The sequence below is a fragment of the Cryobacterium sp. TMT1-3 genome (genome assembly GCF_004402315.1).
In the GTDB taxonomy this organism is placed as follows: domain Bacteria; phylum Actinomycetota; class Actinomycetes; order Actinomycetales; family Microbacteriaceae; genus Cryobacterium; species Cryobacterium luteum.
In genome coordinates this window covers 77,245-103,535 of the sequence record NZ_SOFW01000034.1, presented here as the reverse complement: position 1 = coordinate 103,535, position 26,291 = coordinate 77,245, and the positions used below count along the sequence as shown (strand labels likewise).

Genomic DNA, 26,291 nt, shown 5'->3' with positions numbered 1-26,291 from the left:
GCCGGCTGCAAAGTCGGGCGCGGCTCAGGGCCGGTCGCGTTTTTCTTCGATGACGATGGTTTCGGGGGTGGCCCGTCGGCCAGACGGTGGAGTCGCAGTCGTGCGGTTAGGCAGCGGATGCCGCGGCCCGGCCGAATCGGACTGTACGGGCATCTGCCCGCGCGCCGTCTGTTCCACCAGGTCGACCATGGCGCGCATGCGACGCTTGGCGGAGTCAACCAGCTCCCAGACGGCGAACCAGAACACGGCGAGGCCGCCCAGGATGACGAGCACGCTGAGCCAGCCCGCGGCATCCGTGGAAAAGGGGATGGCGATGATGAGGGCATGCCAGAGGGCGAGCACGCCGACGTCGGCGTAGGAGACGGCCCGGTTTTCGCGTACTTCTTTGCGCGCGAAGATGACGAGGGCGACGAGCAGCATGCCGAGGCCGATGAGCACGGCTCCGAAGAAGATGCCCAGCACCGCCCAGGCACCCGATCCGAAGATCGATGACCCGACGAGGAGCCAGAGCGGCAGGGCTCCGGCGGCGATGAATTGCCAGTGGTAGAAGGTGCGGCGGATGATCACGGCGTAAGTTTATCGACGGGGACTGACACTAACCTTGGCGTTCGCTGGTGGCTGAAGCTAGGAAACCCTGCGGGGCATCAGGTCGGGCCGCACACGTTCGGTGCGTTCGATCTGCTGCTGACGCCGCCAGGTGCTGATGGCCCCGTGGTCGCCGCTGCGCAGCACCGGCGGCACGTCGAGGCCGCGCCAGCTGGCCGGCTTGGTGTAACTGGGATATTCGAGCAGGCCGTCTTCGTGGGATTCCTCGACCAGGCTCGCCGGATTGCCGACCACGCCGGGAATGAGCCGGCCGATCGCTTCGATCATGGCCATCACGGCGACCTCTCCCCCGTTGAGCACGTAATCGCCCAGGCTGACCAGCCGCACCCGTCCGCGCTGCGAATAGTGGTCGACGACGCGCTGATCGATGCCTTCGTAGCGGCCGCAACCGAAGACAAGGTGCTGCTCGAGCGAGAGTTCCCTGGCCATGGCCTGGGTGAACTGGTCGCCGGCCGGCGAGGGAAAGATGAGGATGGGGCCGGTATCGGTCGGTGCGTCGGCCGCGTTGCCGGTGATCGGTGTTTTGGTCGTGGCTGAGTCGGCCGGATCAGATTCAGGCTGAGCACCCAGGATGGCGTCGAGGGCGTTACCCCACGGCTCGGGCTTCATCACCATGCCGGCGCCGCCGCCGTAGGGGGTGTCGTCGACCGTGTGGTGTCGGTCGTGGGTGGAGTCGCGCAGGTTGTGCACGCCCAGGTCGATCAATCCGCTCTGGCGGGCTTTGCCGAGCAGCGACAGGTCGAGCACATCGAAGAATTCGGGAAAAATGGTGACAATATCGATGCGCATGGTCAAATTCTAGAAGAGTTGGGCGTGCTCTTTCGCCTCGAGGTAGCGGTCGATGACCAGATCGACCAGCGCGCCGGGGGCTTCTTCCCCCGGCAGCAGTAGCGGGGCGGTGACCCGGTCGGCGCCTTCGCCCTGGGTGCGGGTGAGGTCGAAGAAGAATCCGGGCGCCATCAGATAGGTACTCACGGTGACGCTGGCGCCGCGCAATCGGGCCGCGGTGACGGCGCAGGCCAGGCGAGGCGACGCGGCGGAGAGAAACCCCACGGTGACGCGCACCCCGAGCCGCTGCTGCAGCATCGCGCCGACCCGGCGGCAGTCCTCGACGGCGCGCCCGTCGCTCGAGCCGGCCGCGGCGAGCACGATCTCCTGGCCCGGTACCAGCGGGTCGAGTCCGGCGGCGTGCAGGCGCTGTTCGAGCACGTCGATGAGCCGGTCATCGGGGCCGAGCGCCCGCGACAGGGCGGTCACGCGCTCGTGAGCGCTGGTCTCCCGTTGCAGGTCGACGTGCACGTGGTACCCGGCCGAGAGCAGCAGCGGCACGACGACCGCGGCGTTGTCGCAGCGCACCGCACTGAGGCTCGCCGCGACATCCGGCTGCTGCACATCAACGAAACCGCCGAGCACGGCGAGATCGGGGCGGGCGCGGGCGACGCCGTCGACGAGGCCCTTGATGGCGGCCTGCCCGTCGGCCGAGTTGGTGCCGTGCGAAATGGCCACGAGCGCGGCGGGTACGACTGTGGACCGACCATCAGGCGGTCGTTGCGCGGTCTGCCGTTCCCCGAGCAGGGTCATGCCGCCGCTAGCTCGCCCGGGTCAACAGCCACCTCGATGTACCCACCCACGATGCGGGTTTCGTAGGTGTTCAGCACGAGCGTCGGGTTGGTGAAGCATTCTCCGGTGCCGAGGTCGTAGACCTCTTTGTGCAACGGTGAGGCGATGGTGGGGCGGTCGCCCTTGGATCCGACGATGCCGCGAGCCATGACGTTGGCCTCGGTGTGCGGGTCGCGGTGGTCGACGGCGTAGATCTCGGTCGGCGAGAGCAGAAACAGGGCGATCTGTTTCATGCGAATGAGGGCTGCCTCGCCCCAGCTGGGTTCCAGATCGGTCACGGCGCAGGCGCGCTCCCAGACCAGGGTTGGGGTGTTGCTCGGACGGGTCTCGGCCAGTGTCATCGTCATGGTGCGCTCCCAGGGGGTGTTCGGTGTTGCGTTGGTCCCACGGTAGGCGAGCCATATTTCGGCTGGTCGCCCGCCATGTTTCCCCTTCGTGAAACCCGCCTCACAGTGGGGGTGGCCCGCTGTGGGGCTTTCGACCAGCACGGGACACACAAGCGACACGAGGGGGAAACTGCCCCGAACTACGCTCACAATTGCCCCGCTCTGAAAGGATGCTGATGCCAGCTTCTCGTGAAACCGCTTCCGCGTATTCTGCCCCAGCCACCGCAGCATCCGCTGTGGAAGCGACACACGCCGTCACATCGGCCAGCCCAGCGGATGCCGCCACTTCGGCTTCGGGAACACCGCGCCGCGTCATCGTGATCGGCGGCGGCCCCGCCGCGCACCGCCTCACCGACGCCCTGCACTCCCGGGACACCGAACACACCCTCTCGATCATTGTGCTGGCCGAGGAGAACCACCGGCCCTACGACCGGGTCGCGCTGAGCCAGCGCCTCGCCGGCCTGATCGACCTCACCCTCGAACCCACGGCGCCGTGGGACAGCGAGCGCATCGCGCTGCGCATCAACGAGCGGGCCACGAGCATCGATCGGGTCGCCCAGACCGTCACCACCGAGGCCGGAGTCGTGCTCGAGTATGACGAGCTCGTGCTCGCCACCGGGTCGAGCGCCCCGATACCGGAGCTGCCGGGTCGCGAGCACATCCGGGTCTACCGCACCGTCGACGACGTCGATGCCCTCGTCGACGAGCTCGCCTCCCTCACCGTCTCCCTCGGCCGCACCCCGAAGGTGGTCGTGGCCGGCGGCGGCCTGCTCGGCCTCGAAGCGGCCGGCGGACTGCACAAGCTCGGCGCCGAGTCGGCGATCGTGCACTCCGGCGGCTGGCTGATGTCGGCGCAGCTCGACGAGGGCGGCGGGCAGGCCCTCGGCCGCCTGATCGTGGCCCAGGGCATCGAATTGCACCTCGGCACCCGGGCCCGCACCATTCTCACCAACGATGACAACTCCGCGATGACCGGTCTGCAGCTCGGCAACGGCCGGGAGATCGGCGCCAACATGGTCGTTTACGCAATCGGCATCTCGCCGCGCGACGAACTGGCACGAGATGCCGGCCTCACCGTGGGCAGCCACGGCGGCGTCACGATCGGCAACGACTGTCGCACGAGCGACACGAATATCTGGGCGATCGGCGAGGTCGCCAGCTGGAATGATCGCTGCGTCGGCCTGGTCGCTCCGGCCAACGCCATGGCCGAAGTGGTCGCCGACCGACTGCTCGGCGGCACCGCCGAGTTCACCACCGTCGACGACGCCACCAAGCTCAAACTTTCGGGAGTGGACGTCGCGAGCTTTGGCGACGCCCTCGCGACCACGCCGGGCTCGCTCGAAATCGTCTACGCTGACCCGGCCCGCGGGCTGTACCAGAAACTCGTCATGACCGACGACGCCAAAACCCTGCTCGGCGGCATCTTCGTCGGCGACGCCACTCCCTACTCGGCCCTGCGCCCGATGGTGGGCCGCGAGCTCAGCAGCGAACCAGCCGCCTATCTCTCGGCGGCCGGCGCCGAGGCTCCGGCCGGCGATGAACTGCCCGACGACGCTCTGGTCTGCTCCTGCAACATGGTCTCGGTCGGCGAGGTGCGCAGCGCCGTACGCGGCGACGAGCACTCGGAAGCCTGTACCGAACTCGGCGCTCTCAAGGTCTGCACCCGCGCCGGAACCCAGTGCGGGTCGTGCGTGCCGCTGGTCAAGAAGATTCTCGAGGCCGAGCTGACGGCATCCGGTCAAACGGTCTCGCACGCCCTGTGTGAGCACTTCGAACTGAGCCGGCAGGAACTGTTCGAGTCGGTGCGGGTGCTCGGGCTCACGTCGAGCGACGAGATCTTCTCCCGCTTCGGCACCGGTCGCGGCTGCGACGTCTGTAAGCCGGCCGTCGGATCGATTCTGGCCAGCCAGAACACCGCCTACATTCTCGACGCCGGCCGCGGCACCCTGCAGGACACCAACGACCGCGCCATGGCCAACATGCAGAAGGACGGCACCTATTCGGTCGTGCCGCGCATTCCCGGCGGTGAGATCACACCGACCAAACTCGCCGTGATCGCAAAGGTCGCCCTCGACTTCGACCTCTACACCAAGATCACCGGCGGCCAGCGCATCGATCTGTTCGGCGCCCGCCTGGAGCAGCTGCCTGATATCTGGCGCATCCTCGTCGATGCCGGCTTCGAGTCGGGTCAGGCCTACGGCAAGGCGCTGCGCAACGTGAAATCCTGCGTCGGCTCGACCTGGTGCCGCTTCGGCGTGCAGGATGCCGTTGGTCTCGCCATTCGGCTCGAGCTGCGCTATCGCGGACTGCGCGCGCCGCACAAGTTCAAGTTCGGCGTCTCGGGCTGCGCACGGGAATGCGCCGAAGCCCGGGCCAAAGACGTGGGCATCATCGCGAGCGACAACGGCTGGAACATGTACGTCGGCGGCAACGGCGGGTTCCAGCCGGCGCACGGGCAGCTGCTGGCGACCGACCTCGACGAAGAAACCCTGATCAAATACATCGACCGCTACATGATGTATTACATTCGCACGGCCGATCGGATGCAGCGCACCGCCCGCTGGATGGAAGACCTGGAGGGCGGCCTCGATCACGTGCGCGACGTCGTCGTCAACGACTCGCTCGGCCTCGCCGCGGAGCTCGAACAGGCCATGCTCGCCCACGTTGACAACTATGAAGACGAGTGGGCCGCGACGCTCGCTGACCCGGAACGCCTGCGCCGGTTTCGCTCCTTCGTGAACGCGCCGACCGAACCAGACCCGAGCATCGCGCTCGTTACGGAGCGTGACCAAATCAGGCCGGCCACCCCGGCCGAACGGGCCTCGTCGAGTACTGTTCTACTAAGTGGAAGCCGCATTCCCGTTCGAAAAGAGTAAGCAGATGACAGCCCAGAGTTCCCCTAGGCCTGGGTCAGTCGGCACCGGGTCGGTCATCCTGGTCGGTGGCGGCCCCGGCGCCGTCGAACTGCTGACCATGGCCGCCGTCACAGCGCTGGAACAAGCGGATGTCGTGCTGTTCGACCGCCTCGCCCCCAACGACGACCTCGCCTCCCTCGCGCCCCGGGCCATCCTGATCGACGTCGGCAAACGCGCCGGCAACCACCCGGTCTCGCAGACCGGGATCGAAGAACTCATGGTCGAGCATGCCCTCGCCGGCCAGCGCGTGGTGCGGCTCAAGGGCGGCGACCCCTACGTGTTCGGTCGCGGCAGCGAAGAAGTGCTCGCCTGCCACCGCAACGGCATCCCGGTCACCGTGATCTCGGGCGTCACGAGTGCGATCGCGGTGCCGGCCGCGGCCGGGATTCCACTGACCCACCGCGGCATCAGCCACGCCTTCACCGTGATCAGCGGGCACGCGCCACTCACCGACAACGAACTCGAAGGCCTCACCCTGCTCGGCAGCACCATCGTCGTGTTGATGGGCGTTGGCACGCTACCGACCTTCAGCCAGGGCCTGCTGCGCCACGGCATGTCCGCCGGCATGCCGGTGGCCATCATCGAGCGCGGGTTCAGCGCCACCCAGCGCACCACCGTGAGCACCCTGTCGACGGTCCTGGCGGATGCTGCAGCAGCCGGCGTGCGCAGCCCCGCCGTTCTGGTCGTCGGCGAGGTCGTGCGCCTCGCCTTCAGCGGCGACACCTCTGCCGAAGAGCTGGTGGCCAGAGCGGCCGCATTCGAGGAGACTGACTGATGGCCGGCGCCAACGACGAGGGCGGGATGGTCTCGGGAACGGGCGGTGTGTCGGGGGGCGAGGCTCTGGCATCCGCTTCACCCGACCTGCCCGCGCCGGATCTGCACGCGCACCATGTGCGCATGCCGGGAGCGACCGAACCGATCGAGGTCGCGGCGCCGTTTCTGCAGCCGAACCAGCTCGAAGGGTTTCGCATCGGGGTCACGAGCGATCGGCGTTCAAGCGACCTGATCGACGCCTTCGAGCGGCGCGGCGCCCGCGTGGTGCACGCGCCGACGCTGCGCATCGCGCACTCCCAGCAGGACGGCCCGCTACTCGAAGACACCCGCCTGATGATCGCGGCGCGGCCCGATGTTTTGCTCGCGACGACCGGCTACGGGGTGCGCCGCTGGTTCGAGGTGGCCGAGGCCGACGGCATCGGCTCCGCGCTGACCGACGCGTTGGCCGAGACAACCATTCTCGTGCGCGGGCCGAAAGCGCGCGGCGGCATTCGTGCGACCGGGCTGAACGATTCGGGAATGAGCGATTCCGAGACGACGGCCTCGCTCGTCGATAAGCTTCTGGCGGAGTACCCGCCGGGACTCGTGATCGGCATCCAGGTGCACGGCGCCACCGACGAGGTGCAGCTGGACCGGTTGCGGGCCGTGCACGAGCGTGTGCTCGTCGTCGCGCCCTACCGCTGGATCGCCATGGACGACACCGACGAGCGCGTTTACAAGCTGGTCGAGGCCATCTGCGCCCGCCAGCTGGACTGCGTCACGTTCACGAGCGCGCCGGCCGTGCACGCCCTGTTCACCGCGGCCGAGGGCATGGAAATGTACCCCGAGCTGATAGCGGCGCTGCGCTCCGAGGTGTGCGCGGCCGCCGTCGGCCCGGTAACCAGCGCCCCGCTGATGGCGGCCGGGATAGCCCCAATTCAGCCGACTCGGTTTCGCATGGGCGCGCTCATTCGGCTGGTCTGCGAACACCTCGAGCAGAACATGATCGAGCGGGTCGAGACCCAGAACGGGCTCGTGCAGCTGCGCGGCTCCATCGTGCAGGTCGGCGAGGAGCGGGTGCAGCTGCCGCCGACGGCGCTCGCCATCATGCGGGCGCTCATGCGGGCCCGCGGCGCGGTCGTCTCCCGCGAGGACCTCACGCTCGCGCTGGCCGGCGACTCCGACGATCACGCCATGGAGGTTTCGCTCAGCCGGCTGCGGCAGACGCTCGGCGTGCCCGGGCTGGTCGCGACGGTGGTCAAGCGCGGCTACCGCCTGAACGTCTAGCTCTCGCGGCGCACAAATGCCGGGCGGTTCCGCTGTGAAACACAACGAGACAGCCCGGCACGGGACGGTCGAAGTCTTAGTCGGCCGTAAGAGCGGATGCCGCGGCATCCGTTGCAGAGGCGGCGTCGGCATCCGTTTCAGGAGCTTCAGCCGGGTCTTCGGGGAGCTCTTCGAGCAGCCCGGGCGGCGGCGTGATCGTGACCAGGCCGTTCTTCACGTCGACGCTCGGCACGATGGCCTTTACGAACGGGATCATGACGTCGCCGGTAGGCGTCTTCACGATCAGCAGATCTTGGGCGGGCATGTGCTCGAGGCGACCAATGGTGCCGATGCGCACGCCGTCACGCATGACGGCGAGGCCGACCAGCTGGTGGTCGTACCAGGCGTCTTCTTCATCCGACTGCTCGGCGACATCCGCGTCGATCCAGAGGATCGCCTTCGCGAGCGCTTCGGCCGCACTGCGGTCGACGACATCCTTGAAAAATCCGACCGCGTGCTGGTTGTACCAGCGCAGCTCGACGAGTTCGATCGTCTTGCCGTGCCAGGCCGAACCGGTCGGAACCTGCAGCGTGAACACGGCGCCCGGGACGAAACGTCGTCCCGGGTCATCCGTGAACAGTTCAAGCTTGATTGCTCCCTTGAGGCCGTGAGCCTTGGTCAGGCGTCCCACCCGTAACTGCTGGGTGCGGTCCTTCTCGCTGTCGTCCACCGTCGTGTCGTTCACTGAACTAGAAATCGGTGTCGACGACGTCGACGCGAACGCGTCGACCATCGGCCAGAGCTGCAACGAGGGTACGCAGGGCCTTGGCGGTGCGACCCGCACGACCAATGACCCGGCCGAGATCCTCGGGGTTCACACGAACCTCGAGCACCTCGCCTCTTGCAGAATTCTTTTCTGCAACGTGCACATCGTCCGGGTGATCAACGATCCCCTTGACGAGGTGTTCGAGCGCGGGAGCAAGCAACAGTTACGCCTCTTCGGTTGCTTCGGCAGCAACCTCTTCTACCTTGGCGACCGGCTTCTCGGCCTTGGGCTTGAGAACCGGCTTCTTCTTCTCGTCGGCGACGAAAGCAGCCTTCGGTTCCTTCACCTTGACGGTGCTCTTGGCGTTCTTGTCGCCCTTGAAGATGCCCCAGTCGCCCGTGAGCTTGAGGAGTGCAGCAACCTGCTCGGTCGGCTGAGCGCCGACGCTGAGCCAGTACTGCGCACGCTCGGACTTGACCTCGATGACCGAGGGCTCCTCCGTGGGGTGGTAGATGCCGATTTCTTCGATGACACGACCGTCGCGCTTGGTGCGCGCGTCGGCAACGACGATGCGGTAGTACGGTGCACGGATCTTACCCATGCGCTTCAGACGGATTTTGACAGCCACAATTCTCCAGTGTTGATTCGGTGTTTGGCGAACCTTGGGCCGTGAGCGTGGGGGCACACTCGGCATAAGCTCTATAGGATCACGTTGCACCGAGATAGAGGGTCGGGCACAACGGATCGCGACTAATCATACTGTCAGAGATTACCTACATTGTGATAATCGGCCGTCTACGGCTTTCACCGGCCCACCCAAGGAGTACCCTGTGTCACTGGAATTCGCCCGATCCGCCCGCTCCACCGTGGGCATCGAGTGGGAGGTCGCCCTCGTCGACCGCGCGACCGGCGACCTGGTCAACATCGCCGACGAGGTGCTCGACGCCCTGCGCGGCCCCGACGGCTCCGCGCACCCCACGATCACCGGCGAGCTGCTGCTCAACACGGTCGAACTGGTCTCCGGTGTGCACGACACCGTCGGCCACGCCGTAGCGGATGTCGCCGGCCAGCTCGGCGAGGTGCGCCGAGCCCTGGCGGAACGCGAGGTCGACGTGATCTGCAGCGGCTCGCATCCGTTCGCGCAGTGGTTCGACCAGATCGTCACCGACAAGGCCCGCTACCACAAGCTCATCGACCGCACCCGGTGGTGGGGACGCAACATGATGATCTGGGGAATCCACGTGCACGTCGGCATCGAGGACAAAGCCAAGGTCATTCCGATCATGAACGGCCTGCTCACCTACGTGCCGCACCTGCAGGCGCTCAGCGCGTCGAGCCCGTTCTGGGCCGGCGTCGACACCGGCTATGCCAGCAACCGCTCACTGATGTTCCAGCAGTTGCCGACCGCCGGCCTGCCCTGGGATCTGCCCGACTGGGAAGCCTGGGAGCGCTACGTCGACGACCTGGCGGCGACCGGCATCATCGAGGACGTCACCGAGGTGCGCTGGGACATTCGCCCGTCACCGCGCTGGGGCACGATCGAGATTCGCGTCTGCGACGGCGTCTCGACCACCGTGGAGCTCGGCGCGATCGCCGCGTTCATCCAGTGCCTCGTCGAGTGGATGTCCACTCGCCTCGACGCGGGCGAAGACGTGCCGCGCATGCAGCCGTGGTTCGTGCGCGAAAACAAGTGGCGCGCGGCGCGCTACGGTCTGGGCGCAGAGATCATCCTCGATGCTGCCGGCGCCGAATGCCTGGTGACGGATGATGTGCGTCGCCTGATCGAGACCCTCTCCCCCACAGCCGAGCGGCTCGGCTGCCTGCCGGAGCTGCTCGGCCTCCACCGCATCATCGACGACGGCGCCAGCTACCAGCGGCAGCTGGCCATCGCCGCTTTGGCTGACGGGAGCCTGCCCGCGGTCGTCGCGGCGCTCAGCCACGAACTCGCGCAGGGGCTCGGGAGTTAGACGGGCTGGCTGCTGCGAGGCATCCGCTTTCGTTTGGTCAGGCGTTCTTGCTGTCTCGCCAGGCGAGCCAGTCGATGGCTTTGCCCAGGTCGTAGTCGGGGCCGGAGATGCCAACCGTGAACAGGCGGGTTCCGAGGTCGTAGAGTGCGTCGGCGTCGTGCACCGTGCGCCCGCGCAGTTCGGTGGAGATCTCGATCTCGCTCAGGTCGCGGCCGACCTCGTCGCACCAGGCACTGAGCACGCCGAGCTTATGCTCAAGCACTTCGGGGTTGGAGAAGGAGTGCCAGATGTCGGCGTGCTGGGCGACGATGCGCAGGGTCTTCTTTTCGCCGCCACCGCCGATGAGTACGGGGATCTCGCGGGTGGGCGGCGGGTTGATCTTTACCCAGCGCGCTGCGATGCGGTTGAGGCTGTCGTCGAGGGCGTTCAGCCGGGTGCCCGGCGTGCCGAATTCGTAGCCGTATTCCTGGTAGTCGCGTTCGAACCAGCCGGCGCCGGTGCCGAAGATGAAGCGTCCGCCGCTGATGTGGTCGATCGTGCGGGCCATGTCGGCCTGCAGGTCGGCGTTGCGGTAGCTGTTGCAGTTGACCAGGGCGCCGAATTCGATTGTTGTGGTCTGCTCGGCCCAGGCGGCGAGGATGGTCCAGGATTCAAAGTGCAGTCCGTCGGGCTCACCGCTGAGCGGAAAAAAGTGGTCCCAGTTGAAGGCCACGTCAAAGCCGCGCGACTCGACCTCGGTGAGGGTATCGCGAATCTTCGTGTACTCGGCGTGCTGCGGCGCGATCTGCACGCCGATGCGCACGTTCTGATTCCTCGTTGAAGTCATGTGTCCAGCCTAGAGCCGCGCCCGGGCTGAGCCGCGACCGGGAACTGGCCGTATTCAGATCGTGGGTTCGCAGCACGCGCGCCGGGCCCACCTTATGAACACGGGCCCAGTTTATAAACTGGGCCCAGGGACGGGGCCCGGGCCCCGTCCAGAGATGGCCCGGCACGGGGGGCGAACTACCGGCCGAGCATTTTCTGCAGCGCCGCCATTTCCTCTTCGGTGGGACCGCCGGCCTTGCCCTTGCCGGGCTGGGCGCCGGAGCCGAGGCCGAAACCCGAGCCGGCGGCATCCGCTGACGCGGTTTCGCCAGCGGGCTTGACGCCCGCGGCCAGAGCGGCGTTCTCGGCGGCGCGCTTGGCCGGGTTGCCCGACTTGGAGCCCTTCTTCTTCTGCTGAACCTTGGGCTTGCCGCCGTAACCGGCGCCGGGGATCGGACCCATGCCGGGAATGTTGGGCATTCCGCCCTTGGCGACGGTCTTCATCATCTTGGCGGCCTGCTCGAAGCGCTGCACGAGCTGGTTGACCTCGGTGACGCTCGACCCTGAGCCCTTGGCGATGCGCAGGCGGCGAGATCCGTTGAGCAGCTTCGGAGTGGTGCGTTCCAGCTTGGTCATCGACTGGATGATGGCCTCCGTGCGCACGATCTCGCGCTCGTCGAAGTTCTCGAGCTGCGCCTTCATGGCGCCGGCGCCGGGCAGCATGCTCATCATTTTCTTGATGGAGCCCATGTTGCGCAGCTGCTGCATCTGGCCGAGAAAGTCGTCGAGGGTGAACGTATCGGTCGCGAACTTTTCGGCGACCTTGCGGGCTTCGTCCTCGTCGAATGCGCCCTGCGCCTGCTCGATCAGGGTGAGGATGTCACCGAGGTCGAGGATGCGGCCGGCCATGCGGTCGGGGTGGAACGGTTCGAAGTCGTCGAGGCCTTCACCGGTGGAGGCGAACATGATCGGGCGGCCGGTGAGCGAGGCCACCGAGAGGGCCGCGCCACCGCGGGCATCGCCGTCGAGCTTGGTGAGCACGACGCCGGTGAAGTCGACGCCGTCCTGAAAGGCCTTGGCCGTGGCGACGGCGTCCTGGCCGATCATGGCGTCGATGACGAAGAGCACCTCGTCCGGATCGATCGCCTTGCGAATGTTCGCGGCCTGCTTCATGAGTTCCGCGTCGACGCCGAGGCGGCCGGCGGTGTCGACGATGACGACGTCGTGCACTTTCTGCAGGGCGTACTTCACGCCGTCGCGGGCCACCTTGACCGGGTCGCCGACGCCGTTGCCGGGCTCGGGCGCGTAGACGGCGACGCCGGCCTGCCTGGCGACGACCTCAAGCTGGGTGACCGCGTTCGGTCGCTGCAGGTCGGCTGCGACGAGCAGCGGGGTGTGACCGTCCTTGGCGAGCCACTTGGCGAGCTTACCGGCGAGGGTGGTCTTACCGGCACCCTGCAGGCCCGCGAGCATGATGATGGTCGGCGGCTTTTTGGCGAATTCCAGCCGACGCTGTTGGCCACCGAGGATGGTGATGAGCTCGTCGTTGACGATCTGCACGACCTGCTGGGCCGGGTTCAGGGCCTTACTGACCTCGTCGCCGAGGGCGCGCTCGCGCACCTTGCCGGTGAAGTCCTTGACGACCTCGAGGGCCACGTCGGCGTCGAGCAGCGCGCGGCGGATCTCACGAACGGTGCCGTCGACATCCGCTGCGCTGAGCTTGCCCTTGGTGCGGAGGTTTTTGAACGTCTCGGCAAGACGATCTGAGAGGTTTCCAAAAGTAGCCATGATGCGTTTAGTTTAACCGGTGGCCGCAGCTAGTTCGAAACGGATGCCGCGGCGCGCGTTGCATCCACTGCGAGCGCTGCCGGCGCGACCAGGCGCTCGACCGCGCGGATGACGTTGGCTCGCCTCACCGGGATCGCCGCCGGGTCGGGCGTACCGCCGTAGGCGAGCACCGCTCCGGGCTCATGCATCCACGCGGTGGCGACGCCGAAGATAAGGGTCATGAGCTGCGCTGGATCCCACGCGGCGTCGACTCGACCGGCCGCCTGCGCCAAACGGATGCGCCGCACCTGTTCGTCCCGATAGCCGAGCATGACCTCGAGGGCCGGCAGCCAGGTGCCGTCGGTCTCCAGGCGCGCCCAGTCGATCATGCGCAGGTGGTCGCCGTGCTGCACCGCGTGGTCGAACAGGGCTCCGGCGAAGGCCGGCATGTCGTGGTCGGTGAGCACGGCGTCGCTCGCGAACTCGCGCAGGTTCAGCTCCAGCACCTCGAGGAAGAGCTGCTCCTTGTCGGAGTAGTACGCGTAGAGGCGTTCCTTGCTCGCGGACGCACTTTTAGCGATGCGGTCGATGCGAGCCCCGGCGAGACCGTAGGCCGCGAACTCCGTGCGCGCCGCGTTGAGAATACGAGTCTGGGGGTCTGCTCCGTCGCGTGCCATATCTCGACTATAGCCAACAATTCATCTAAAACGAACTAGTTCGTTCGGTTTGCACGATAAGGTGGCGGACATGTCGACTCCACCACCCACCACCGTTTCGCCCCAAACCGTTTCGCCCGAATCGGCCAACACGATTGGTCCCACGACCGCGCCGCCCGCGTCGGCGGGGGCGACATCCGCTTCGCTGAAACAGAGCGAACCCAACCCGCGCCGCTGGTGGCTGCTCACCATTGTGGCCCTCGCCCAGCTCACCGTCGTGCTCGACGGCACCATTGTGAACATCGCGCTCCCCCAGGCGCAGGAAGCGCTCGGTATGAGCGACGGCGACCGCACCTGGGTCGTCACCCTGTACTCACTCGTGTTCGGGGCGCTGCTGCTGCTCGGCGGGCGCATCGCGGATTTCTGGGGGCGTAAGCGCTCCTTCATTGTGGGGATGGCCGGGTTCGCCATTGCGTCCGCCCTCGGTGGTGCGGCGCAGAGCACCTGGGAGCTACTCGCCGCCCGCGGGCTGCAGGGCCTGTTCGCCGCGCTGCTCGCGCCTGCCTCGCTCGCCCTGCTCACGGTCAACTTTCCCGGCGGCAAGGACCGCATCAAGGCCTTCGCCGTCTATGGCGCGATCGCCGGCGGCGGCGCGGCGGTCGGTCTCATTCTCGGCGGGGTGCTCACGGAGTATGCGAGCTGGCGCTGGTGCCTCTACGTGAACGTCCCGATCGCGATCCTGGCGATTGCGGCCGCTGTTCCGGTGATTCGGGAGAGCAAGGCGCACGGCAATACCCGGTATGACGTACCGGGGGCTATTCTTGTGGCGCTCGGACTGGGATCCCTGGTGTTCGGCTTCGCACAAGCAGAGAACGGCTGGGGAACGTGGCCCGTGCTGGTCTGCCTCCCCCTCGGACTGGTGCTGCTGCTGCTGTTCGTGTTGGTGGAAAGCCGGTCGAATCATCCGCTGCTGCCGCTGCGCATCATGGCGAACAAGGTGCGCGGCGGGGCCTTTCTCACCGCGCTGCTTTCGGGCGCCGCGCTGCTCGGCGGGCTGCTGTTTCTCACGCTGTACTTTCAGATCGTGCTGGGCTACACGCCGATTCAGTCCGGTCTGGCTTCACTCCCGATGACCGTGACGATCATGATCGGTGCCGGCCTGCTGTCGAAGTTTCTGGCCAGCACCGGCGTGCGCATTCCGATGACTGTCGGGCCGATCGTCGGCGCGGCAGGGCTGCTCTGGCTGACGCAGATCACGGTGGGCGGCAACTACGCGCTCGAGGTGCTGCCGGGGCTCATTCTGCTCGGCGCCGGCCTCGCGATGATCTTCGTTCCGCTGCAGAACGTGGCCCTGTCGGGGATCGCCGAGCACGACGCCGGCGCCGCGAGCGCCGCGGTGACGGCCATGCAGCAGATCGGCGGATCGCTGGGGGCGGCCCTGTTCACCGCGCTATACACCGCTGCCGTGAGTTCGTACCTGGTTGGTAAGGTGCCGTCGCAGGCGGTGCAGTTCGGTGCCCTCGTGAGCGGGTACCAGTCCGCCTTCCTGTGGGCGGCCGTCATTATCTTCGCGGCGGCGCCCATTGCGTTCTTCCTGGTGCGCCCGCGCCGGGAGGATCTGCTCGGCGCGGGGACCGCAGTGCACCTGGGGTAGGTCGAGTGTGGCCTCCGGGCCCACCTAATGGCCAGAGGCCCAGTTTATAAACTGGGCCCCTGGACGGGGCCCGGGCCCCGTCCAAGAAAGTTAGCTGTCCAGGGCCACCTGCACGGTGTCGCCGTGCACGTCGATCGTCACGACCAGCAGGCCGTCGGTGTCGTCGGGGCTGATGGCATACTCGAGCACGGCGAAGTGCGCCTCGCCGCCGTTGTGGTGCGGGTGAAAGCCAATGCGCTGCAGGCGCAGGGAGCGCAGAAAGTCGATCTGCTGGTCGCCGGAATCCCAGATGATGGCGTTTTCAATCGCCTCCTGGTCCATCTCCTCGAGCTGCTCACTGATGTACTGGCTCGTCACCGAGACCTCGGCCGACAGATCGGCCACGAGGGACTCCCGCACCTGAGAGTCCAGGTCTTCCATCGAACTGATCATGGCCGCGGCAATGTCGAGCGCTTCGGCGGTGACCGAATCTTCATCGGGTGAGCTGAGGTCGATCTCTACGCTCTGGTCGCCGAGCTCGGCGGAATCCGACCAGTAGACCTCACCCTCGTCTTCGTCGCCGAGAATTCCGAAGAAATCGTGTTCGATGCTCATAGTGCTCCTCTAAAATTCTTCATCAGCCGACCAGTTTCTGTGCAAACACGTGCGGGGTGAATCCGGTGAGATCGTTGATGCCCTCACCCTGCCCGACCAGTTTGATGGGAATACCGGTCTTCTCCTGCACGGCCAGCACGAAGCCGCCGCGCGCCGAACCGTCGAGCTTGGTCAGTACCAGGCCGGTCACCCCGGCGTGCTCGATGAAGGCCTCGGCCTGGGCGAGCCCGTTCTGGCCGGTCGTGGCGTCGAGCACGAGCAGCACCTCGGCGATCGGACCCTGCTTCTCGACCACCCGGCGAATCTTGGTGAGCTCGTCCATCAAGCCGCCCTTGGTCTGCAGCCGCCCGGCGGTATCGATGAGCACGATCTCAATGCCCTCGTTCCTGGCCTTCTCGACCGTTTGAAAGGCGACGGATGCCGGATCCTGGCCGGTCATCTGCGGTTTCACGATTTGCGCGCCGGCGCGTTCCGCCCAGGTCGACAGTTGTTCGACCGCACCGGCCCGGAACGTGTCGGCCGCGCCGATCACGACGCTGCGGCCGTACGTGTGCAGAAACTTGGCGAATTTTCCAATCGTCGTGGTCTTGCCGACCCCGTTGACCCCGACGACGAGCACGACTGCAGGGCGCTCAGACAGTGTGAGAGTGGAGTCAAGGGCCGAGAGGCGCTCTTCGATGCTTTCGCGCAGCATCCGTTGTAAATCGGTCGGGTCGGTCGTGTTGTACCGGGCGACCTTGGCGCGCAGGTCGGCGATGACCGCGTCGGTGACGGTGGGGCCGAAGTCGGCCTGCAGCAGGGCGTCCTCCAGGTCGTCCCAGGTGTCGGCGTCGATGGTCTTCTTCGCGAACATTCCGCGCAGTGCGCCGGAGAGGGACCAGGGGGTGCGTTCAGCCATGTCCCTAGCCTACGGGGGTGCCGACGGCTTCGCCGCGGTGAGGCGCGCGAGCGCGGGATGCTGCGGCGCAGCGCCAGAGAAGCGGATGCTCCCAGCCACGCCCGTCTGTCGCTGACCGCACACCATTCACAACCCCCGCAAACTATGTGACGCCGCGTGACAGTGTGTGACAGCACATGACCGCGCCCGACTCCCCCGTTCGTGTGGCGCAGTAGCGTGAAGTCGTTGCTTCGGTTCGAAACCACCGGGCAGTGCCGCAAACCGAGGGAGCCGACGTGCCGAACGAAACCGAAACGGTGCAGACCGATGCGACGGAGCTCGCCACCACGCCGGCAGCGTCCAAGCTGCCCGCCGCCCGCCCGCCGCGGCCGTCGACCCGCCCGAACGGCCAGTGGAAGATCGACGGCACCGAACCGCTCAACGGTAATGAGGAGTGGAAGCGGGTCGACAACGGCCTCGCCGTGCGCGGCCGCATTGAACAGATCTACTCCAAGCAGGGTTTCGACTCGATCGACGGCACCGACCTGCACGGTCGCTTTCGCTGGTGGGGCCTCTATACGCAGCGCAAGCCCGGCATCGACGGCGGCAAGACCGCCACGCTCGAACCCGAAGAGCTCGAAGACCGCTACTTCATGCTGCGCGTGCGCATCGACGGCGGCCAGCTCAGCACCGAACAGACCAGGGTGATCGGCGCGGTGTCCCGCGACTTCGGCCGCGACACCGCCGACATCACCGACCGTCAGAACATCCAGCTTCACTGGATTCAGATCGAGGACATGCCCGAAATCTGGCGCCGCCTCGAGGCCGTCGGGCTCGAAACCACCCAGGCCTGCGGCGATGTGCCGCGCGTGTTCCTCGGCTCCCCCGTGGCCGGCATCGCCGCCGACGAACTCATCGACCCCACCGAGTCCATCAACGAACTCGCCCGCAAATTTCTCGGCACCGACGAATTCGCCAACCTGCCCCGCAAGTTCAAAACCGCCATCACCGGCCACCCCAGCCAGGACGTCGTGCACGAGATCAACGACATCGGCCTCGTCGCGCTCGAACACCCCGAGCTGGGCATCGGCTACGACCTCTGGGTCGGCGGAGCGCTCAGCACTACCCCACGGCTGGCCGAACGCCTCGGCGCGTTCGTCGCCGAAGACCGAGTGTCTGAAGTCTGGCGCGGCGTCGCCTCCATCTTTCGAGATTACGGCTACCGCCGACTGCGCGGCAAGGCACGCCTGAAGTTTCTGCTCGCCGAGTGGGGACCGGAGAAGTTCCGTCGTATTCTCGAAGACGAATATCTTGGCTACACCCTGCCCGACGGCCCCGCCGCTCCCCGCCCGAAGACGCAGGGCGACCACGTGGGCGTGCACAAGCAGAAGGACGGCCGTTTCTACATCGGCGTCGCCCCCTTTGTCGGCCGCGTCTCGGGACAGACCCTGATCAGGCTCGCCGACCTGCTCGAAGCCCACGGCTCGACCCGCCTGCGCACGACCCCACACCAGAAGATCGTGGTGCTTGACGTGGCCGAAGAGCACGTGGAACCGCTCATCACGGCCCTCGACGAGATCGGACTCTCGGCCCGCCCGAGCCTGTTCCGCCGGTCGACCGTGGCCTGCACCGGTATCGAATTCTGCAAGCTCGCCATCGTCGAGACCAAGCAGTCCGCAACGGATGCCATCCTCGAGCTCGAGAAGCGCCTCGCCGATATCGCCGCCCCGCACCCCATCACCCTGCACGTGAACGGATGCCCCAACTCCTGCGCCCGCATCCAGACCGCGGACATCGGGCTCAAGGGCCAGCTTTTGCCGGACGGCAACGGCGGCTCCACCCCCGGCTTCCAGGTGCACCTCGGCGGCGGCCTCGCCTCCGTCGACCGGGACGAGGCCGGCCTCGGCCGTACCGTGCGCGGCCTCAAGGTGACCGCCGACGACCTCGCCGACTACGTCGAACGCCTCGTACGCCGCTTCCTGGCCGCCCGCAGCGCCGACACCGACGAAACCTTTGCCCAGTGGGCGCACCGCGCCGACGAGGAGGACCTCAAATGAGCGCCATCAACCTGAACGCGGCATCCGCTGCCCGCGCCCTGCCGCCGCGTCGACCGGCCGCCGAACTGCAGGCCCTCGCCGAAGCCGGTTCGGCCGAACTCGCCTCGGCCGCCGCAGCGAACGGCCGTGAGGCCACCGCCGCCGAGGTCGTCGCCTGGGTCGCCCGCAATTTCAGCGCCGACACAGTGGCGGTCGCCTGCTCCATGGCCGACGCGGTGCTGCCCGAGATCGTGTCACAACAGCTGCCCGGCGTCGACGTGCTCTTCCTCGACACCGGCTACCACTTCACCGAGACCTATGAGACCCGCGACGCGGTCGCCGCCGCCCTGCCGGTCACCGTCGTTGATGTGCTGCCACTCGCCACCGTGTCGGAGCAAGACGCCCTACACGGCGCCGAACTGTTCGCCCGCGACCCGAACGCCTGCTGCGCGATGCGTAAGGTCGAACCGTTGCAGCGGTCGCTGGCCGGCTACGAACTGTGGTTCACCGGGGTACGCCGTGACGAAGCGCCCACCCGCGCCAACACACCGCTGGTCACCTGGGACGACCGCAACGGCCTGGTCAAGGTGAACCCGGTCGCCGCCTGGAGCTACGACGAACTGATGGACTACGCCGTCAAGCATCACGTTCCGGTGAACGTGCTGCTCTCCCAGGGCTACCCCTCCATCGGCTGTGCCCCGTGCACGCAGCCCGTCGCGGCGGGCGCTGACCCCCGTTCCGGCCGCTGGGCCACCCTCGAGAAGACAGAATGCGGGCTCCACCTATGACCATCGCAACCCACCGCCTCTCCGAACTCGACGTGCTCGAGAGCGAAGCGATCCACGTCATTCGCGAGGTCGTCGCCGAATTCGAACGCCCCGTGCTGCTGTTCAGCGGCGGCAAGGATTCGGTCGTGGTGCTGCACCTCGCCGCGAAGGCGTTCTGGCCGGGCACGATCCCGTTCTCGTTGCTGCACGTGGACACCGGCCACAACTTTCCCGAGGTGCTCGAGTTTCGCGACAGAACCGTCGCCGCTCACGGCGTGCGGCTCGTCGTCGCTCAGGTGCAGGACTACATCGATGACGGTCGCCTGGCCGAACGGGCCGACGGCACCCGCAACCCGCTGCAGACCATGCCGCTGCTCGACGCGATCGCGGCCGGCCGGCACGACGCCGTCTTCGGCGGCGCCCGCCGCGACGAAGACAAGGCCCGTGCTAAGGAGCGCATCCTCTCGCTGCGCGACGAATTCGGCCAGTGGGACCCGCGGAACCAGCGCCCCGAGCTGTGGAACCTCTACAACGGCCGCCACACCGTTGGCCAGCACGTGCGTGCCTTCCCGATCAGTAACTGGACCGAACTCAACGTCTGGCGCTACATCGAACGCGAGAACATCGAACTGCCCCCGCTGTACTACGCCCACGAGCGCGAGGTCTACCGCCGCGACAACATGTGGCGCGCCATCAGCCCGGTCAGCCCGCCTCGCGACGACGAAACGGTCGAAACCCGCACGGTGCGGTACCGCACGGTGGGCGACATGAGCTGCACCGGCGCGGTCGACTCGCACGCGGCATCCGTCGCCGACGTCGTGCGCGAGGTCGGCGTTTCCACCATCACCGAACGAGGCGCAACCCGCGCCGACGACCGCATCTCCGAAGCCGCCATGGAAGACCGCAAGAAGGAAGGATATTTCTAATGAGAAATTCGCTACGTTTGGGCGCTCTCATGCTGGGAACGGTCCTTCTTCTGAGCGGATGCGCTGCCACGGCCAGCACCGAGCCCGCCACCGACCAGGGTGCAGCCGACGAACTGCGTCTGGGCTACTTCGACAACGTCACCCACGCGGCCGCACTGGTCGGACTGGAGAACGGCTTCATCGAGGAGGCCCTCGGCGACACGACGCTGAGCACCCAGATCTTTAATGCCGGCCCGGCCGCCATTGAAGCCCTCAGCGCCGGCGCCATCGACGCCGCCTATATCGGCCCGAGCCCTGCCGTGAACACGTTCATCCAGAGCGGCGGCCAGTCGGCCGTCATCGTGGCGGGAGCGGCGAGCGGCGGCGCGGCGCTCGTCGTGCGCGACGGTATCGACAGCCCGGCCGACCTGGCCGGCACCATCCTCGCCACGCCGCAGCTCGGCAACACCCAGGATGTCGCCCTGCGCGCCTGGCTCGGCGATGAAGGCTACACGACCAGCACCACCGGCGGCGGCGACGTGAATGTGTCCCCGACCGAGAACGCGCAGACCCTGACCTTGTTCCAGAGCGGCCAGATCGACGGCGCCTGGCTGCCGGAGCCGTGGGTGTCCCGGCTGGTGCTCGAAGCCGGCGCACACGTTCTCGTGAACGAAGCCTCCCGGTGGGAGAACGGCGATTTTCCCACCACCGTGCTGCTCGTGCGCAAGGCCTTTCTCGAGGAGCACCCCGACACCGTTCAGGCGCTGCTGGAGGGCCATGTCACGGCCGTCGACTGGCTCACCGCGAACCCGGCCGACGCCGCCACGGTCATCAACGCGAAGCTCACGGCCGATACCGGCAAGGCTCTCGCCGACGATGTGCTGGCCCGCGCCCTGACCGAAGTGACGTTCAACGTCGACCCGCTGGCGTCGACCTTTCCGGTCTCGCTCGCCGAGGCGGTCAAGGCCGGCATCGGTAAGGACGGCGACCTGAACGGCCTGTTCAACGTGGCACTGCTCAACGCGGTACTGGCCAAGCACGCAGAAGAACCGGTCTCGGCCGGCGGATTGGGAACGGAATAACAGATGACCCTCACCATTGACACCCAGGCCAGCACCGAGAACGACATCGTCGCCGCCCCCGAAGGCACCCTGTTTCGTTTCGCGACGGCCGGCTCGGTCGACGACGGCAAGTCCACCCTCGTGGGTCGGCTGCTGCACGATTCCAAGGCCATCCTCGCCGACCAGCTCGAAGCGGTCACCCGTACCTCCACCGAGCGCGGCTTCGGCGGCGAGAGCGGCGGAATCGACTTCGCCCTGCTGACCGACGGCCTGCGCGCCGAACGCGAACAGGGCATCACCATCGACGTGGCCTACCGCTATTTCGCGACGCCCGCCCGCTCGTTCATTCTCGCCGACTGCCCCGGCCACGTGCAGTACACCCGCAACATGGTCACCGGCGCCACCACAGCGGATGCCGTCATCATGCTCATCGACGCCCGCAAGGGTGTGCTCGAGCAGACCCGCCGGCACCTCAGCGTCGTCGCCCTGCTGCGGGTGCCGCACGTGATCGTCGCGGTCAACAAGATCGACCTGTTGGACTACGACGAGGCCGCCTACCGGGAGGTGGAGGCATCCGTTCGCCTGGTCACCGCCGAACTCGGCATCGCTGAGGTGCTCGTCATTCCGGTGTCGGCCCTGGTCGGCGACAACGTCGTCGACCGTTCCGAGCGCACCCCGTGGTATGCCGGACCGAGCCTGCTCGAACTGCTCGAAACCCTCACCGTGATCGACGACCTCGACGAGCGCGGGCAGGCCACCGAGGCGTTCCGCCTGCCGGTGCAGCTCGTGCTGCGACCGCAGGGCGCGGTCGTCGTGGCCCCGGAACTGGCCGATTCCTACCGCGATTACCGGGCCTACGCCGGGCAGGTCGCCAGCGGCAGCATCAGGGTGGGCGACCCGGTGAGCGTCGAGCCCGGCGGCGGCACCAGCACCGTCACCGGTATCGACTTCGCGGGCGTCGCGCTCGAGGAGGCCTTCGCACCGCAGTCAGTTGCGCTGCGCCTGGCCGATGACCTCGACATTGCCCGCGGCGCCGTGATCGCCGCCGCCGGCACCCTGCCGCCGATCACGCGCACCCTGACGGCCGACCTGTTCTGGCTCGACCCGCGCCCGCTCGCCCCGGGCGCCCGCGTGCTCCTGAAATTCGGCACGACCGTCGTGCAGGCCCTGATCAGCGCCGTCACCGGGCGCCTCGACCTCAGCACGCTCGCCGTTGAACCGGCCACAGCCCTGGCCGTGAACGATATCGGGCAGGCCAGCATCCGCTTGTCCCGCGATTTGCCCGTGGAGCGCTACACGCAGAACCGCCGCTCCGGCGCTTTCCTGGTGATCCACCCGCAGGACGGCGCGACCCTCGCCGCCGGCATCGTCACCGCGCCCGGCGAGCCCACCCGCGCCGGCGACGGCTCGGGCGCCGGCTCGGAGGTGTCACCGTGACCACCGTGTCTGTAGCCCCGGCCCCGACCCGTGCCGCGCTCGAGCCGGCCGCGATCTCGATCGATGCCCTCGGCAAGCGCTACGGCACCGGGCCGCTCGTGCTCGACGACATCAACCTGTCGATCCCGGCCGGCCAGTTCGTCTGCCTGCTCGGGGCGAGCGGATGCGGCAAGTCCACGCTGCTGAACATCATCGCCGGCCTGGAGAAACCGACCGTGGGCGCCGTCACCGTGGCGAGCGGCAAAGCCGCCGTCATGTTCCAGGACGCAGCCCTGTTCCCCTGGCTGACCGCCGGCCGCAACGTGGAACTCGCCCTGAAACTTCGTGGTGTGCCGCGCAAAGAACGCCGGGCCGAGGCCCTCGAATTGCTCGACCTGGTCAACCTCGCCGACGCCGCCGACAAACGTCCCCATGAACTGTCCGGCGGCATGCGGCAGCGTGTGGCGCTCGCCCGCTCGCTCGCGCAGGACCGCAAGGTGCTGCTCATGGACGAACCGTTCGCCGCACTCGACGCCATCACCCGCGACCTGCTGCACGAAGAACTGGAACGGGTCTGGCGCCAAACCGGCCGCACCATCGTCTTCGTCACCCACAACGTGCGGGAGGCCGCGCGACTGGGCGAACGTATTCTGTTGATGTCGTCGCGCCCCGGGCGCATCGTCAACGAGTGGACCATCACCGACACCGGCTCCCGCCGCATCGAATCCCCCGAAGTCGCCCGCCTGGGCGACGAGATCACCGACCAGCTGCGAGAGGAGATCCGCCGCAATGCCGCTTGAGCCTGCCACCATCAAGGCGCACGACCCCGGCCACGACGAACTCCGCCGCCTCGAAGCCGGCCTGGATTCACTGCAGGCCGTTCCTGAAACACCCCGCGGCGCCTTTCGCCGCACCCTCGACGGTGTCGTGCCGCCGATTCTGCTGCTGATCGCGCTCGTCGCGGCCTGGCAGGTCTACATTCTCGTCGCCAAGCCCCGGCCCGACCTGATTCCCGGCCCCCTCGACGTCTTCGCCGCGCTGGCCAGCGCGTGGAACAGCGACCGACTCCAGCTCGCTGTCACGACGAGCCTCGAACGAGGCGGGCTGGGTTTTCTTCTGGCCGTCGCCATCGGCACGCCGATCGGGCTGTTGCTCGCCGAATGCCGCCCGGTGCGACGCGCCGTCGGCCCGCTGCTCTCCGGCCTGCAGGTGCTCCCCTCGGTTGCCTGGGTGCCCGCCGCCATCATCTGGTTCGGTCTCACCGACGCCACCGTCTACTTCGTCATCCTGATGGGCGCGGTGCCGTCGATCGCCAACGGCCTCGTCTCCGGGGTCGACCAGATTCCGCCGCAGCTGCGCCGCGTCGGCACCGTGCTCGGCGCCTCACGCTTCGAGATGGCCACCCTCGTGGTGCTGCCGGCCGCCCTGCCGGGTTATTTCTCCGGCCTCAAACAGGGGTGGGCCTTCGCCTGGCGTTCCCTGATGGCCGCCGAGATCATCACTCAGGGCGGCACGATCGGCTTCGGCCTCGGTTCCATGCTCGACCAGAGCCGCGTCCTGGCCGACCTGTCCGGCGTGCTGGCGACGATCCTGGTGATTCTGTTTGTCGGTATTCTGGTCGAACTCGTCGTCTTCGCTCCGATCGAGCGACGTCTGCTGCGCCGCCGCGGACTCATGGCCGCCGGCCTGCGCTGACCGCGCGCATCCACTTTTCTGCTTCTTCTCGCTGTTTGAAAGGCCTGTCATGACCCCCGCTCTCTCTGCCCTGCGCGTTGCCATCATCGGTGCCGGCCCGGCCGGTATCTACGCCGGAAATATTCTGAACCGGCTGGGGCAGGAGGCCGGGCAGGAGGTGGCCATCGACCTGTTCGACTCGCTGCCCACGCCGTACGGACTCATCCGCTACGGTGTCGCCCCCGACCACCCCCGCATCAAGGGCATCGTCAAGTCGTTGCAGGAGATGCTCGACGCAGGCAGCATTCGTTTCATTGGCAACGTCACCTACGGCACCGACCTGACCCTGGCCGACCTGCGCGAGCACTACCACGCGGTCATCTTCGCGACCGGAGCCATTCTCGACGCGCCGCTCGTCATTCCCGGCATCGACCTGCCCGGCTCGTTCGGCGCCGCCGACTTCGTCTCCTGGTACGACGGCCACCCCGACGTGCCGCTCACGTGGCCGCTCGACGCGACCGATGTGGCCGTGATCGGCAACGGCAATGTGGCCCTCGACGTGGCCCGCATCCTGGCCAAGCACGCCGACGACCTGCTCACCACCGACATCCCCGCCTCGGTCTACGCTGGCCTCGCCGGATCCCCGGTCACCGACGTGCACGTATTCGGCCGTCGCGGACCGTCGCAGGTGAAATTCACGCCGATCGAGCTGCGGGAGCTCGCCGATATTCCCGACGTCGACCTCGTCGTCTACGCCGAGGACTTCACGCCCGATTCGCACAGCGAACAGCTCGTGGCGAGCAACAACCAGGTGAAGATCATGACCCGCACGCTGAACGGATGGCTGACCAGGGTTCCGCAGGGTGCCTCGCGCCGCCTGCACCTGCACTTTCTGCACGCGCCGCTCGAGGTGTATGGCGACGGGCGGGTGGAAGGCATCCGCTTTGAACGCACCGAACACACCGGCGACGGCGGCGTGCGGGGTACCGGGCAGATCGTCGACTACCCGGTGCAGGCCGTCTACCGCGCGGTCGGCTACCGCGGCAGCGCCCTGACCGAGGTGCCGTTCGACGCCGTACGCGGTGTCATTCCCAACGACGGCGGGCGAGTGCTCGATGCGGCCGGCGAGCCTCTGCCGGGTCTTTACGCCACCGGCTGGATCAAGCGGGGCCCGGTGGGTCTCATCGGCCACACCAAGGGCGACGCCCTCGAGACCATCACCCGGCTCGTCGAAGACCTGCCCGCGCTCGTCGCCGGCGACCGAGCGTTCAGCACGGCGGATACGATTCTGGCCCTGCTGGACGAACGCGGGGTGGAATTCACCACCTGGGCCGGCTGGCAGACGCTCGACGCCCACGAACGGCTGCTGGGCACCCAGGATCTGGTCACGCCCGGCCGGGAGCGCGTCAAGGTGATCTCCCGAGCCGAACAGGTGTCCATTTCGCGCACGGAAGCGTTGCTGACCCTGTGACCTATGTGATCGCTCTGCCCTGCGTTGATGTGAAAGATCGTGCCTGCATCGACGAATGCCCGGTGGACTGCATTTACNGGACTGCATTTACGAGGGCGAACGCTCCCTCTATATCCACCCGGACGAGTGCGTCGACTGCGGAGCCTGCGAACCGGTTTGCCCGGTCGAGGCCATCTACTACGAAGATGACCTGCCCGAACAGTGGGCCGACTACTACAAAGCCAACGTCGAATTCTTCGACGACCTCGGCTCCCCGGGCGGCGCAGCCAAGATCGGCGTACTCGCCAAAGACCACCCCGTCATCTCCGCACTGCCGCCGCAGGCTTAAGT

At 67.3% G+C, this 26,291-nt stretch carries 25 protein-coding genes and 1 pseudogene; 14 read left to right on the top strand and 12 right to left on the bottom strand.

Features of this window, described 5'->3' with window-relative positions:
- Nucleotides 1–24: 24 nt before the first annotated feature.
- The 4 genes from E3O25_RS11385 to nirD are packed head-to-tail and all read right to left on the bottom strand — an operon-like array spanning nucleotide 25 to nucleotide 2,573.
- Complete coding sequence (locus E3O25_RS11385; protein ID WP_134361181.1) at nucleotides 25–567, bottom strand: MFS transporter; 543 nt, start codon at nucleotides 565–567, stop codon at nucleotides 25–27.
- Between the two features lie 57 nt (nucleotides 568–624).
- Nucleotides 625–1,395, bottom strand: coding sequence for a tRNA (guanosine(37)-N1)-methyltransferase TrmD (trmD, locus tag E3O25_RS11380; protein ID WP_092108890.1), 771 nt, complete (start codon nucleotides 1,393–1,395; stop codon nucleotides 625–627).
- A gap of 9 nt (nucleotides 1,396–1,404) precedes the next feature.
- The gene (locus E3O25_RS11375; protein WP_134361180.1) at nucleotides 1,405–2,187 is read right to left on the bottom strand and encodes a sirohydrochlorin chelatase; all 783 of its coding nucleotides are present in this window, start codon (nucleotides 2,185–2,187) and stop codon (nucleotides 1,405–1,407) included.
- Nucleotides 2,184–2,573, bottom strand: coding sequence for a nitrite reductase small subunit NirD (nirD, locus tag E3O25_RS11370; protein WP_370448760.1), 390 nt, complete (start codon nucleotides 2,571–2,573; stop codon nucleotides 2,184–2,186). The genes E3O25_RS11375 and nirD overlap by 4 nt, the downstream gene beginning before the upstream one ends.
- A 215-nt stretch (nucleotides 2,574–2,788) precedes the next feature.
- Between nirD and nirB the strand changes: the two genes are divergently transcribed.
- Genes nirB through E3O25_RS11355 form a run of 3 tightly spaced genes read left to right on the top strand, consistent with a single transcriptional unit; the run spans nucleotide 2,789 to nucleotide 7,567 of the window.
- Nucleotides 2,789–5,488, top strand: coding sequence for a nitrite reductase large subunit NirB (gene nirB, locus E3O25_RS11365; RefSeq protein WP_134361179.1), 2,700 nt, complete (start codon nucleotides 2,789–2,791; stop codon nucleotides 5,486–5,488).
- Nucleotides 5,489–5,492: 4 nt separating this feature from the next.
- Nucleotides 5,493–6,302 carry a uroporphyrinogen-III C-methyltransferase gene (cobA, locus tag E3O25_RS11360; RefSeq protein ID WP_134361178.1) on the top strand — a complete coding sequence of 270 codons (810 nt, stop codon included), beginning with the start codon at nucleotides 5,493–5,495 and terminating at the stop codon, nucleotides 6,300–6,302.
- The gene (locus E3O25_RS11355) at nucleotides 6,302–7,567 is read left to right on the top strand and encodes a uroporphyrinogen-III synthase (protein WP_241988568.1); all 1,266 of its coding nucleotides are present in this window, start codon (nucleotides 6,302–6,304) and stop codon (nucleotides 7,565–7,567) included. The genes cobA and E3O25_RS11355 overlap by 1 nt, the downstream gene beginning before the upstream one ends.
- 76 nt (nucleotides 7,568–7,643) lie before the next feature.
- Here the strand turns inward: E3O25_RS11355 and rimM are convergent, their stop codons facing one another.
- From rimM to rpsP, 3 genes are read right to left on the bottom strand one after another with little or no spacing between them, the layout of a single operon-like run.
- Nucleotides 7,644–8,291: a ribosome maturation factor RimM gene (rimM, locus tag E3O25_RS11350; protein WP_241984027.1), complete on the bottom strand. Its 648-nt coding sequence runs from the start codon at nucleotides 8,289–8,291 to the stop codon at nucleotides 7,644–7,646.
- Nucleotides 8,292–8,295: 4 nt separating this feature from the next.
- Complete coding sequence (locus tag E3O25_RS11345) at nucleotides 8,296–8,532, bottom strand: RNA-binding protein (protein ID WP_092108900.1); 237 nt, start codon at nucleotides 8,530–8,532, stop codon at nucleotides 8,296–8,298.
- A 3-nt stretch (nucleotides 8,533–8,535) separates the two neighbouring features.
- Nucleotides 8,536–8,940 (bottom strand): 30S ribosomal protein S16, encoded by a 405-nt coding sequence (gene rpsP / locus E3O25_RS11340; RefSeq protein WP_092108903.1) that lies wholly within the window; start codon nucleotides 8,938–8,940, stop codon nucleotides 8,536–8,538.
- A gap of 202 nt (nucleotides 8,941–9,142) precedes the next feature.
- Here rpsP and E3O25_RS11335 point away from each other — a divergent pair, with 202 nt between their 5' ends.
- Complete coding sequence (locus E3O25_RS11335) at nucleotides 9,143–10,279, top strand: glutamate--cysteine ligase (protein WP_092108906.1); 1,137 nt, start codon at nucleotides 9,143–9,145, stop codon at nucleotides 10,277–10,279.
- A gap of 37 nt (nucleotides 10,280–10,316) precedes the next feature.
- Here the strand turns inward: E3O25_RS11335 and E3O25_RS11330 are convergent, their stop codons facing one another.
- The 3 genes from E3O25_RS11330 to E3O25_RS11320 form a co-directional block, all read right to left on the bottom strand.
- On the bottom strand, nucleotides 10,317–11,105 hold the full coding sequence (locus E3O25_RS11330; protein ID WP_092108908.1) for an LLM class F420-dependent oxidoreductase: 789 nt from the start codon (nucleotides 11,103–11,105) through the stop codon (nucleotides 10,317–10,319).
- 176 nt (nucleotides 11,106–11,281) lie between these two features.
- Complete coding sequence (gene ffh, locus E3O25_RS11325; RefSeq protein WP_092108911.1) at nucleotides 11,282–12,871, bottom strand: signal recognition particle protein; 1,590 nt, start codon at nucleotides 12,869–12,871, stop codon at nucleotides 11,282–11,284.
- 29 nt (nucleotides 12,872–12,900) lie between these two features.
- Nucleotides 12,901–13,527, bottom strand: coding sequence for a TetR family transcriptional regulator (locus E3O25_RS11320; RefSeq protein WP_092108913.1), 627 nt, complete (start codon nucleotides 13,525–13,527; stop codon nucleotides 12,901–12,903).
- A 70-nt stretch (nucleotides 13,528–13,597) separates the two neighbouring features.
- Between E3O25_RS11320 and E3O25_RS11315 the strand changes: the two genes are divergently transcribed.
- On the top strand, nucleotides 13,598–15,160 hold the full coding sequence (locus tag E3O25_RS11315) for an MFS transporter (protein ID WP_134361177.1): 1,563 nt from the start codon (nucleotides 13,598–13,600) through the stop codon (nucleotides 15,158–15,160).
- 90 nt (nucleotides 15,161–15,250) lie between these two features.
- Here the strand turns inward: E3O25_RS11315 and E3O25_RS11310 are convergent, their stop codons facing one another.
- Complete coding sequence (locus E3O25_RS11310) at nucleotides 15,251–15,754, bottom strand: DUF2004 domain-containing protein (protein WP_134361176.1); 504 nt, start codon at nucleotides 15,752–15,754, stop codon at nucleotides 15,251–15,253.
- Nucleotides 15,755–15,776: 22 nt separating this feature from the next.
- Entirely contained in the window at nucleotides 15,777–16,652 is an 876-nt protein-coding gene (gene ftsY, locus E3O25_RS11305) for a signal recognition particle-docking protein FtsY (RefSeq protein ID WP_092108923.1), read from the bottom strand.
- A gap of 296 nt (nucleotides 16,653–16,948) precedes the next feature.
- Here ftsY and E3O25_RS11300 point away from each other — a divergent pair, with 296 nt between their 5' ends.
- The 9 genes and pseudogenes from E3O25_RS11300 to fdxA all read left to right on the top strand — a co-directional run bounded on the left by E3O25_RS11300 (nucleotide 16,949) and on the right by fdxA (nucleotide 26,289).
- On the top strand, nucleotides 16,949–18,688 hold the full coding sequence (locus E3O25_RS11300) for a nitrite/sulfite reductase (protein ID WP_134361209.1): 1,740 nt from the start codon (nucleotides 16,949–16,951) through the stop codon (nucleotides 18,686–18,688).
- Nucleotides 18,685–19,455 (top strand): phosphoadenylyl-sulfate reductase, encoded by a 771-nt coding sequence (locus tag E3O25_RS11295; protein WP_134361175.1) that lies wholly within the window; start codon nucleotides 18,685–18,687, stop codon nucleotides 19,453–19,455. The genes E3O25_RS11300 and E3O25_RS11295 overlap by 4 nt, the downstream gene beginning before the upstream one ends.
- On the top strand, nucleotides 19,452–20,360 hold the full coding sequence (gene cysD, locus E3O25_RS11290) for a sulfate adenylyltransferase subunit CysD (RefSeq protein WP_174721736.1): 909 nt from the start codon (nucleotides 19,452–19,454) through the stop codon (nucleotides 20,358–20,360). The genes E3O25_RS11295 and cysD overlap by 4 nt, the downstream gene beginning before the upstream one ends.
- Complete coding sequence (locus E3O25_RS11285; protein ID WP_134361174.1) at nucleotides 20,360–21,421, top strand: ABC transporter substrate-binding protein; 1,062 nt, start codon at nucleotides 20,360–20,362, stop codon at nucleotides 21,419–21,421. Before cysD ends, E3O25_RS11285 begins: the two co-directional genes overlap by 1 nt.
- Before the next feature lie 3 nt (nucleotides 21,422–21,424).
- Entirely contained in the window at nucleotides 21,425–22,837 is a 1,413-nt protein-coding gene (locus E3O25_RS11280) for a sulfate adenylyltransferase subunit 1 (RefSeq protein ID WP_092108934.1), read from the top strand.
- Complete coding sequence (locus E3O25_RS11275) at nucleotides 22,834–23,616, top strand: ABC transporter ATP-binding protein (RefSeq protein WP_134361173.1); 783 nt, start codon at nucleotides 22,834–22,836, stop codon at nucleotides 23,614–23,616. The genes E3O25_RS11280 and E3O25_RS11275 overlap by 4 nt, the downstream gene beginning before the upstream one ends.
- On the top strand, nucleotides 23,606–24,511 hold the full coding sequence (locus tag E3O25_RS11270) for an ABC transporter permease (protein WP_092108939.1): 906 nt from the start codon (nucleotides 23,606–23,608) through the stop codon (nucleotides 24,509–24,511). Before E3O25_RS11275 ends, E3O25_RS11270 begins: the two co-directional genes overlap by 11 nt.
- Nucleotides 24,512–24,560: 49 nt before the next feature.
- Nucleotides 24,561–25,961, top strand: coding sequence for an FAD-dependent oxidoreductase (locus E3O25_RS11265; protein WP_092108942.1), 1,401 nt, complete (start codon nucleotides 24,561–24,563; stop codon nucleotides 25,959–25,961).
- Nucleotides 25,958–26,289, top strand: a pseudogene (fdxA, locus tag E3O25_RS11260) (ferredoxin). The gene E3O25_RS11265 and the pseudogene fdxA overlap by 4 nt, the downstream one beginning before the upstream one ends.
- Nucleotides 26,290–26,291 lie beyond the last annotated feature (2 nt).